The following is a 10,451-nucleotide window of genomic DNA, read 5'->3' as shown; positions in this document are numbered from 1 at the left end:
TGAGTTTTTGAGGCATTTTCGCTTCTGTGATGAGGAAGATAGCGGGCTATCTGACGAAGAACAGGAGCGAAAAGGACCAAAAAATCGCCCAAAGCACACACGAAAACGGGTACATCAAGCCAAGAAAAACTTTTTGGAGAAATTCAAAACAGCTTCTTATTTACGCTATCAGTGTTTTCCAATCCTTTCTGGACTCATTTTTAGGAGGAGTGCCGTGCCTGACCGGCTTCGGATTCCCCTCTTCATCCAGATACCTTTCCATCAGTTCCTCAATGACCTCTTTGTTTTCCACCTGCGCCTCAATGACCGCGAACATTTCCGTTTCACGTATCGCATGCAGCGTAAGGGCGGCACGGGACGACTGTTCCTCGTTTTCCCTGGCCCGGTTCCGGTTGAACAGCACGTCGGCCATGTTCACCAGGTCCGCCTGTGTTACCGGTTGCGACACGGCTTCCGTGGGTATATTCATGGCATCCAGTTCCTCCTGTTCTTCCTGCAACAGGCGCATCCGTTCCAGGTCCAGCGTACATTCCACGTCCTCATCCGGCGTTTCTGTTTCTTCGCCGATAAAATCCTTCTCCAGAGGCAGGCTCAGGAAAGGGGCTCCCGTTTCGCCCGTGTTCTCGTCTAAATAGACGGACTGTGTACCGCCCATCACATCCGCTTCCGGAGGCGGTCCAGAAGCTGGTGTTTCTTTTTCCTCCGCTTGGGCGGAGGAGGAAACGGCATACAGCGTATCACAGATTCTTTTGACTTGGCTTTTCGTTTGCCATACTTTATATAAGATATAGGCGGCACAGGCCGTCCGTACCGACAGATAGATTACTTCTTCCATTGTATAGGTTTTTGAGTGGCTTTTTCATTATAAATCCCATTGATAATTTCTTCATACTGCTTCAGGTGGTCCGAAAGCACGTTGTTCACGAAAGCGGGCACCGACAGGTCCGGTGCGATTACCGGCAATACGCCCGCGATGGCTCGGTACAGCGCATCGTGGATGTAGGTCTGCCGCCGGGTGCCCTTGAGGCGTTCCGCAAGAAAGCGTTTCCGGTACGCTTCCTGTTCCGGCGGTGTCCCGTGAAGGGATGCTGCTTCCTTTTCCCCGTCTTTTGTGTCCTTCCTTTTAGGCGAAGGGGATGCGCCGTTGTCCGTCATTTCTTCGAGGGCGGCCGTATCCCCCGCCACTACCCGTTTGAGGACATCCTCGTCCACATCGTATATTTTACGGTTTCTGTTTGCCATATTATGCTGTATCTTTAGTCAGTAAGTCCAAGTAATGTTTCCAGTTCATCTGCAAGCAGGTCGATGTGGCTTCCTTTCAGCAGGGAAGGCGAAGGAGGGAACAGCGTGCTGCGGAATACCTGGCCGTCCGTGCAGATGCCCCGGTTGAAGCGTTCCGCCTTCGGCAACACGGTTTCCAGCGTCTTCAGTTTCAAGTGGCGGAAGATTTCCGTGTAGGCGCGGTAAAGTTCCTTGGACACCCGGCGGTCCATGCAGTTCCAGAACAGGCGGATGTCCTTCAGCGGGAAACTGTCATTGCGGGAAAGCAGTTCCCGGATGGCAAGCACGAAGTTCATGCTGCTCTGCATGACCATCCGGTTCTGTGTCACCGGCACGAACAGATAGTCCATGTTCACCAGGGAGCGGAATACGCCTGCGGCATTCACCGTTCCGGGCAGGTCGGTCAGCACAAGGTCATAGGCGGTTTCTGAGCGGTCCAGGAATTCGTAGGCGGTCTGCTTGGCGTCTTCGGGGGTGGAGGTCAGCACGGTATAGGCTTTCCGGTCGCTTCCCTCAAACTGTTCCAGCAGCTTTCCCTGAAGCTTTTCGTTCTTTTCCACTGTCTTGATATCCCATTCCCGGATGTCGCGGATGCTGTGCTGCGGATAGTCGCAGTCCACGACCAGCACGTTTCTGCCTTTCCGGTAGTGGAAATAGCTGGCAAGGAGTATCGTCAGCGTGGACTTGCCGACGCCTCCTTTCTGGTTGCTCAAGGCAACGAACAAAGGTTCTTTCTTCTTTTCCATTGTATTTTCTTTGGGTTGATTGGTTATTCTTGCAGATAAGGATTGCCATACGGAATGCCTTGCATCAGTGCCTTGCCGCATACACAGCGCCCGTTGGTACAATGCGGCCTATACGATAGGACACTGTATATATGGCAAAGTGTATGGCAATAAAGAATGCATGGCAGGATTGCCACCAATGCATCCATGCAATATAATATGGAATGCATCAGGGCCATACTTGCAAGAAGGGATGCAGGGCATTACAGGTTACAGGCATTGACATATCCGATGCACCGTCGTACCTGTTGCATCCCTGTATGTACTGTGTTACGGCAAGTGATGCAACGGTGGCTGTACCATGTCACGATACCTGTTGCAAGGCTGCACTCAGAATTTCACATCGCCCAGCTTGCGGTGAAACAGTTCTTCCAGTTCTGCCCCGTAGGTTTTCAGGTGGTGAGCCAGCACATTGTCCAGGAAGGCGGGCACGGTCATTCCTTCCTTGACCATGGGCAATATGCGGGCAAGCAGGGAGTAGGTTTCACAACTGATGTAAGTCTGCTTGCGGTGCACGGTTTCGTTGCGGTTCAGGAAGAGGTCTTCATAGGTTTCCTGCATCCGCAAGTCTTCGACTGTGTTTCCTTCCCGGTCATCCGGAATGGCACCGAGTGTTATTTGCTCTACCAGAATGGTGCCGCCGCTTTCCTTTTTCCGGCACAGGCTTTCAAACAGGCTTTTCTTCTTTCTCATAACTTCTTGAATTTAGGTGAATATTCGTTTTCCAATTCGCTCTTATAGCACGCGACAGGGCAATGTGTTTCGTATGGCGGTGCATCCCGTCCGGCATTGCCGCATACATGGCATCCATGCAATGCTGGAAGCAAGACATCCTTGCCATATCTTGCGTATGGCGGTCCGTATGGCAGTACATGAACGGATGCATAGCACTGCATGCCCCCTTGCGTCACGTCAAAAGTAGGAAGTATTTCCGTCCCATGGGTTATCAGTGGAATGCTTTGGCATGATACGGCGTCAGATGTCTTCACATGTCAGGCAAACGGCTGTTTGACAGCCCGTTGAAAGGGACTAATTTTGCGCCGTGAATCATGATGGAAGAGGAAAATGCGCTTCACCGGCCTGCCATGCTCCGCAAGCGTCGCACGGCAATCCGGCGAAGGCGGATTCTCTGTTCAAACGAACAGAGCAAGTTGTGTCTTTGTCCGACAGAAATGCTTCTGCCCGACAAAGACCTCCGGCCCGCCCGGAGCGGGCGTTTTTCTCCAAAGTCGAAAACAAGGGAAATATATATGGGTAAAGACACAAGGACAAGGACAGGCAGGAAGCCCAAAAACGATCCAGCGGACTACAAATACAGCTTCCGCCTGAATGCGGCGGAAAAGGCGAAGTTCGACAGACTGTTGGAGGAATCGGGAGCCAGGGACCGCACGCTTTTCATCAAGAAGGCCGTCTTTGGAGGCACACTCAAAGTGGTGAAGGTGGACAAGGCGACCATGGATTATTACGTCCGGCTGACTGAGTTCTACAGGCAGTTCCAGGCGGTGGGCAACAACTACAACCAGGTGGTACGTTCCATCCGCAACAACTTCGGAGAAAAGCGGGCGATGGCTTTGCTCTACCGGCTGGAGAAGTCCAACCTGGAACTGATACTCGTGTGCAGGAAAGTGATGGCGCTCACCGAAGAATACCAGCAGAAATGGTTGCAAAGATAAGCCATGGGGCAAGCCTCTATGGGGCGCTTGCCTACAACTTCAGCAAGGTGGCGGCAGGTACGGCACAGGTTCTTTCAGGCAACCGCATCATATCCGACCGTCCGGACCAGCCGGGCGGGGACCTGCGGCTGGCGCTGCTCTCCTTCGAGAACCACCTGTTGGCGAACCGGCGTACCGAAAAGCCGGTCCTGCACATCGCCCTCAGTCCGGCACCGGAAGATACGCTGACGGACGGACAACTGGAAGGGCTGGCGGCAAAGTACATGGAAAAGATGGGCTATGGTGGTCAGCCTTACATCGTGTTCAGGCACGGCGACACGCACAATCCGCACATCCACATCGTCAGCGTATGCGTGGACGATGAGGGACGGAAAATCAGTGACGCTTACGAACACCGCCGGTCCATGACAACCTGCCGTGAATTGGAACAGGATTTCGGTCTGCGCAACAGTGCGGAAGTACAGGAGCGTGAGTGGGGAACGGAACTGAAGAAAGTGAATGCTTCGTCAGGTGACGTGCGCCACCAGGTAGGCAATACGCTGAAAGCCGTGTTGGAGGGTTACCGTTTCCAGACCTTCGGCGAATACAGCGCGTTGCTGTCCACGCTCAATATTGAAGCGAAGCTGGTGCGGGGCGAATACGGCGGCAGGCCCTATACTGGCATCGTGTATGCGGCAACGGATGATGACGGGAAGGTGGTCAGCCCGCCATTCAAGAGTTCCCGGTTCGGCAAACGGTTCGGGAAGGAAGGGCTGGACAGGAGGATGCTGGTTCATGCGAAGGACTTCAGGGAAGGCAGGTGGGCACCGTCCATACAGCGGCAGGTGGCGGAAGTCATGCGCAACGCCCGCTCACGGGAGGAGCTGGTCAGGATGCTGGACAGGCAGCATATCGGGGTAGTGTTCCGCGAAAACGCGTCCGGCAGGATATACGGCGTGACCTTCATCGACCGTGACCGCCGCGAGGTGTTCAACGGCTCGCGCATGGGCAGGGAGTTCTCGGCTAACGTGTTCAACGAACTTTTCCGCTGGTGGGAAGGCATCCCGGCTCCTGCGCGGACGGATCCCTCTGCCGAGCTTTGGCGCAGCCACCGTCCGGAACAGGGCAGCGTGCTGGAACAGGCGGCCGGCATCCTCTCCATGGAACAGAATCCGGCGGTCGATTACGAGGAGGAGGCTTTCCGCCGCCGTATGAAACGGAAAAAGAAGCGTAAAGGAAGGGGGCTGTGATAAGTTACGGACTCATCCCACATCAGTCCCGGACTGATGGTACATCAGTTACGGACTTATGTAGGATAATGCTTAGCTTCATCCAGTCTGTTCTTCTGACAGTTCAAGAAACAGAACCATTATTCAACCATATATGAACTTATGCAACAGGAAGACGATTTGAGGGCACTTGCCAAAATCATGGATTTCGGCAGAGCCGTGAGTATATTTCTATTGGTGATACATGTCTATGTGTACTGTTATCCGAGTTTTTACCACTGGAACCTGACATTGGAGGTGGTAGACAGGATATTGCTGAATTTCAACCGCACTACGGGAATCTTCAACTGCATCCTCTGGAGCAAGCTGGCGGTGGTCCTGCTGCTGGCCATTTCCTGCCTGGGCACGATAGGTGTCAAAGGGGAAAAGATTACCTGGAAAGGAATCAGTGCGGCACTCTTCGCCGGGACGGTGCTGTTCTTTCTCAACTGGTGGCTGCTGGATCTCTCCCTCCCTCACGGGGCGGTCACGGTTTTGTATGTCTTTACTCTCGCTGTCGGTTATCTCTGCCTGCTGAAGGCGGGCTTGTGGATGAGCCGTCTGTTCCGACATCGGCTGATGGAGGACCGCTTCAACATCGAGAACGAGAGCTTCATGCAGGAAACCCGGCTGATGGAAAACGAGTATTCCGTCAACCTGCCTACACGTTTCCGTTACGGGGGCAGGATGCATGATGGGTGGATCAATGTGGTCAACCCCTTCCGGGCCTCCATCGTGCTGGGCACGCCGGGGTCGGGAAAGTCCTATGCGGTGGTCAACAGCTATATCCGCCAGATGATTTCCAAGGGCTTCAGTTGCTACCTGTACGACTACAAGTTCGACGACCTCTCAACCATTGCCTACAACACGTTGCTGCACAACACGGACAAGTATAAGGTCACTCCCAAGTTCTACGTTATCAACTTTGACGACCCGCGCCGCTCGCACCGCTGCAATCCCATCAATCCGGAGTTTATGACGGACATATCCGATGCGTACGAGGCAAGCTACACAATCATGCTCAACTTGAACCGTACCTGGATTGAAAAACAGGGCGACTTCTTCGTGGAGTCTCCGATTATCCTTCTTGCAGCCATTATCTGGTACCTCAAAATATTCAAAGGAGGCATCTACTGCACGTTCCCTCATGCCGTCGAACTGTTGAACAAGCCGTATTCCGACCTGTTTACCATCCTGACTTCTTATCCGGAGTTGGAGAACTATCTTTCCCCCTTCATGGATGCCTGGAAAGGCGGGGCGCAGGATCAGCTTCAGGGCCAGATAGCCAGTGCGAAAATCCCCTTGACCCGTATGATTTCCCCGCAGCTCTATTGGGTGATGACGGGCAACGATTTTTCGCTGGACATCAACAATCCGCAGGAGCCCAAGATTCTCTGTGTGGGCAATAACCCTGACCGCCAGAACATCTATTCTGCAGCCCTGGGGCTGTACAATTCCCGCATCGTCAAGCTTATCAATAAGAAGGGCCAGTTGAAGAGCACGGTCATTATTGACGAACTTCCCACCATCTACTTCCGCGGGCTGGACAACCTGATAGCCACCGCCCGAAGTAACAAGGTGGCTGTCCTGTTGGGTTTTCAGGATTTCAGTCAGCTTAACCGGGACTATGGTGAAAAAGAGTCCAAGGTCATCCAGAATACGGTAGGTAACATCTTCAGCGGCCAGGTGGTGGGAGAAACGGCAAAGACGCTTTCCGAACGCTTCGGCAAGGTGCTCCAGCAGCGGCAGTCCGTTTCCATCAACCGTCAGGACGTATCTACGTCTATCAATACCCAGCTTGATTCGCTCATTCCGGCATCCAAGATTGCCAACCTCTCGCAGGGTACCTTTGTCGGTTCGGTGTCGGACAACTTCGGCGAGAAGATTGACCAGAAGATTTTCCATGCCGAGATTGTTGTGGACCACGCCAGGGTCAGTGCCGAAGAGAAAGCGTACAAAAAGATACCTGTCATCAACGCTTTCAGGGACAAGGACGGCAACGATATCATGTTCCAGCAGATCCAGCGCAACTACGACCGCATCAAGGCAGACGCACAGGCGATTGTCAATGAGGAAATGGAACGTATCAAGGCAGACCCGGAACTACGTGAACGGTTGGGGCTGAAAGAGAATGATGAAGAATCTAAAGATTAAAATGGTATGCTATCACGCTATTTCAACATATCATTCCTTAATTTCGTAAAACTCATTTCTCCATTGTCATAAAGGTCTTTTTGGAAAATGTCACATTTGATTTTTTCAAAACTATAACCAAAATGTTGTAATGAATTTGCCATCATTTGAATATGTGCATCTGTATAATCAATTTTCATTTCCATCCAATGCAATGCAATTTTTATGTGAGATTGGTAACGCTCCTTTAATTTGAATAAGTTGACAAAATTTTCATAATCAGGGTCTTTGCATAATATTTTTAGTTCAAAATCTTGAGGGTGAAGTACAGGTCTGATACGTCCCGGATTTGTACCTTGTTTGGGTATAATATGAAATTCTGCATTACTGTCAAAGTCAAAATTAGGGCTTGTCGGGCTTAATTTTTCGCATGGAGCGCCTGATAAGTCTCTTAATACCTTTGTTTTTTTCAACTTTTGATTGCAGATTTGACAACTTGGTACGAAGTTAAACAAGGAAAGCGAAACCAATCTGCAATTAGATTTGGGTAGCACATGATCAAGGTCAAAGTGATGTCGATACTTATAATTAGGTTTAAAAGTCTTTTCATATTTATCTGGAGCGAATCTTGTTTTTAATGCTTTAAAGTCATTTTTACTATGAAATATACGCGCTTGCTTAATCTTCTCAATGGTATTATCTGATTTTACCTTTAATTTTGCTTTTAATTCTTCATCAGATGCAGTATTCAAAAAATAAATAGCATCTGCATCAGGATCTATTTCGAATACATTAATATAAGCCATGTCACAATAATGGCATGATGAGATGCTGAAGCCATTTTGTGGGTCTTTGAAAAACTCAGCTATTTCTTGACTCCAGTCATCATAATTAAATAGTGTTTCTAAACTACTATTCAATTTTTCTCTTATGGATAATGACCAATTCATAAACAAATTGTACCATTGTACTAATTGATGAAAATTTCCAATTAGTATATCCTGAATATTTGCTGGAAATTGTTGTAGTTCGACATTGGTTTTTCGCAAACTCTCCCAACTAGTTTGCATTTTCGTTAGTGTCGGTTGAAAAATTTGCATGTAAGTTTTAAGGATATTCCTATTTTGATATGCTACTTTTCTCATTTCTTCTTTTCTAATTTGTCCTTCAATGAATTAATTTGTTCTTCATGATAACGAATTTCATCACGAATCTGTTCTTCTTGTGACTTATGCAATATTCGTTGCTCCAATTGTTTGTAAATTTGGTTGAAATTACTACGAATATATTCTTCACCTAAATGATCTATTGTGAACTTAATATGGTCTTTTTTCTCCACAAATATTCGCTGTTGCTTATTCATATCATCCTCATAATACAGATCTAATATTTCACGCAGTTTCATTTGTATTAGATCGCCAATAGCATATTCTAGGAAAAATCCATTTTTCAATAAATCATAAATGTTGGCTCCTAAAGTTGTACTCGTTTTTTCATTTGTATATTCTTCACTTTTATCCAGAAATAAAATATTGGTTTCTGGCAAATCTGATAGAATAAATGGTGAATGTGTAACGATTATAATGTTGATGCTACGGATATTTGTTCGGTTGATATGGCACATGGCTAAGCGTTCTAACAGTCTTTTTATGTACTGTCGTTGATATTCTGGGTGATAGTACAATTCTGCTTCGTCAAATATCAGATTGATATGGTGATAACCTACTACACGTTTGCCATTTTCACTCTTTATGCTGGCGATATTTTTTATATGATAAAATATGTAGCTTAAACTATACAGCATTTGTTTTTCACCGCTGCTCATGGATTGCAAGGTGATTTCTTGACTATTATCTTTTTGGTCCATCCTTTTTGTATCCATTTTCCGATAAACAACTTCTGTGATAAAAAAGGATGGTGCCAGCAATTTCATCATATCATCATAAGTCTCGTATTTTTTACCTTGCAATAAATCTTTGTCCACATCCAAACAGTCTTCACCTTTTAGATACGTATGTTGAGTAAGATAATTCAAGCATTGATGAATTTTCAAGGTGATATGGCTATTCGAATTTTCGGCTATATCTTTGATGACATTCAATAAATGTTGGATGTGACTTTTGTACCACGTTAATATGTTGCTTTCTTTTACATACATTCTTTTACTGCCATCTTTGTTAATGACAGGTCGTTCATTTCCAGTCCTACTATCAATCATCATTTTAGGTTCCTGCATTTTCATCAAAGAATCCCAATCTGACATTTCTTTATAGTGAGGATAGGTAGAGCATATTTTAAGTGTTTTATATGCCAGATAGTACAAAGCTATTTCATCGCGTTTGGAATTATTTTGCTCCAAATCAATGTTCCATTTGCCAATAAGAATTTTCTTCCAAAGTTCTTCTATTTGAGCGATAATCAGGTCTTGTCCATCTCGTATTTCATTCCTGATAGGTTTCTCCAATAGTTTTTGTTGCTTTAACTCTTTATATTGTGGATTGAATTTATACTTGTAGTATATCGGTTGATATTCATCCAGAAATTCCTTCCCTTGTGAATGAAACATAAGAGATAAAATTTCAATCCGTTGCTGTGCTAAGCTGTTTTCATTATTTATGTCTATCTGACCCTTGTCACGGAATGGAGTTAATACCAATGGAATATAATAGCCATCGTTCTTGTGGAATAAATAATTGAGCCAATCACCATCGTTACTATTATCTTTTGGTCGGAATTTTGAATTGAAGTCCGAAGGATTAAATGCATAAAGACTATAGTTTACGCTGATTGTGTAGAAAAATCCATTAAGTATAGCATCCCGTTGTTTTTCAGTCAATCCATGAATTTGTATTTTTTCGGGCTGTCCGTCTATTATCTCATAATAGTCTGTACCAAAATCATTGCATTCTATGAATTTTTGCACTCCGTCCAGCTCAAAATGCAGCCGACCTGAAATGCCTTGGGCATGCCCAATTTCGTTGGTCTCGTCCAGCCCTTTCCTCAAAAACGTATTTTCAGCAAAATTATTAATGATGCGATACAAAATATCCAATAATGATGATTTACCGGAACCGTTTTTCCCGACTATTGCAGAAATGGAAATCTTGGGTAAATCTTCATTTATTCTGTAATAATCTTGTGGACACTCGTCATCAGAAATTTCTGGGTATGAATCCTTGGAGGTTCCTATATCTCGTTTGCATTTAATAAAAGGGTACCATCCTGGCTCTAAAGCCTTTCTTACATCACTCAAAGTATCTTCAAAAATTTGAATTCCAATAAGCCGCAAGGGCTTTGTAATGTCTAACTTTGCTGGCATATTATATATCTTT

10 protein-coding genes are annotated in these 10,451 nt (G+C 46.8%); 3 read left to right on the top strand and 7 right to left on the bottom strand.

The genetic code is table 11. From position 1 onward, the window contains the following. Positions 1 to 160 precede the first annotated feature (160 nt). The 5 genes from B5F71_RS06870 to B5F71_RS19800 form a co-directional block, all read right to left on the bottom strand. A complete protein-coding gene (locus B5F71_RS06870; protein WP_087208712.1) occupies positions 161 to 835 on the bottom strand; it encodes a DUF4122 family protein in 675 nt (224 codons plus the stop codon). Next, entirely contained in the window at positions 823 to 1,242 is a 420-nt protein-coding gene (locus B5F71_RS06865; protein WP_087208710.1) for a DUF3408 domain-containing protein, read from the bottom strand. Before B5F71_RS06865 ends, B5F71_RS06870 begins: the two co-directional genes overlap by 13 nt. 14 nt (positions 1,243 to 1,256) lie before the next feature. Beyond that, positions 1,257 to 2,027: an AAA family ATPase gene (locus tag B5F71_RS06860; RefSeq protein WP_087208708.1), complete on the bottom strand. Its 771-nt coding sequence runs from the start codon at positions 2,025 to 2,027 to the stop codon at positions 1,257 to 1,259. A 369-nt stretch (positions 2,028 to 2,396) separates the two neighbouring features. Next, positions 2,397 to 2,759, bottom strand: a complete 363-nt coding sequence (locus B5F71_RS06855; protein WP_087208706.1) for a DUF3408 domain-containing protein — start codon at positions 2,757 to 2,759, stop codon at positions 2,397 to 2,399. Continuing rightward, positions 2,756 to 3,055: a hypothetical protein gene (locus B5F71_RS19800; protein WP_143269859.1), complete on the bottom strand. Its 300-nt coding sequence runs from the start codon at positions 3,053 to 3,055 to the stop codon at positions 2,756 to 2,758. Before B5F71_RS19800 ends, B5F71_RS06855 begins: the two co-directional genes overlap by 4 nt. A 261-nt stretch (positions 3,056 to 3,316) precedes the next feature. Between B5F71_RS19800 and mobA the strand changes: the two genes are divergently transcribed. The 3 genes from mobA to mobC all read left to right on the top strand — a co-directional run bounded on the left by mobA (position 3,317) and on the right by mobC (position 7,140). After that, positions 3,317 to 3,739, top strand: a complete 423-nt coding sequence (gene mobA, locus B5F71_RS06840) for a conjugal transfer protein MobA (RefSeq protein ID WP_087208700.1) — start codon at positions 3,317 to 3,319, stop codon at positions 3,737 to 3,739. Beyond that, the gene (gene mobB, locus B5F71_RS06835; protein ID WP_087208699.1) at positions 3,724 to 4,968 is read left to right on the top strand and encodes a conjugal transfer protein MobB; all 1,245 of its coding nucleotides are present in this window, start codon (positions 3,724 to 3,726) and stop codon (positions 4,966 to 4,968) included. The genes mobA and mobB overlap by 16 nt, the downstream gene beginning before the upstream one ends. A gap of 141 nt (positions 4,969 to 5,109) precedes the next feature. Next, positions 5,110 to 7,140, top strand: a complete 2,031-nt coding sequence (gene mobC, locus B5F71_RS06830; RefSeq protein WP_087208697.1) for a conjugal transfer protein MobC — start codon at positions 5,110 to 5,112, stop codon at positions 7,138 to 7,140. A gap of 17 nt (positions 7,141 to 7,157) precedes the next feature. Here mobC and B5F71_RS06825 read toward each other — a convergent pair whose 3' ends face one another. Further along, on the bottom strand, positions 7,158 to 8,264 hold the full coding sequence (locus tag B5F71_RS06825; RefSeq protein WP_087208695.1) for a hypothetical protein: 1,107 nt from the start codon (positions 8,262 to 8,264) through the stop codon (positions 7,158 to 7,160). Beyond that, the gene (locus B5F71_RS06820; RefSeq protein ID WP_087208694.1) at positions 8,261 to 10,438 is read right to left on the bottom strand and encodes an AAA family ATPase; all 2,178 of its coding nucleotides are present in this window, start codon (positions 10,436 to 10,438) and stop codon (positions 8,261 to 8,263) included. The genes B5F71_RS06825 and B5F71_RS06820 overlap by 4 nt, the downstream gene beginning before the upstream one ends. Positions 10,439 to 10,451: the final 13 nt, after the last annotated feature.

It is taken from the genome of Bacteroides sp. An269 (assembly GCF_002159755.1).
Taxonomy (GTDB): domain Bacteria; phylum Bacteroidota; class Bacteroidia; order Bacteroidales; family Bacteroidaceae; genus Phocaeicola; species Phocaeicola intestinalis.
This window is presented reverse-complemented; position numbering and strand designations above follow the sequence as displayed.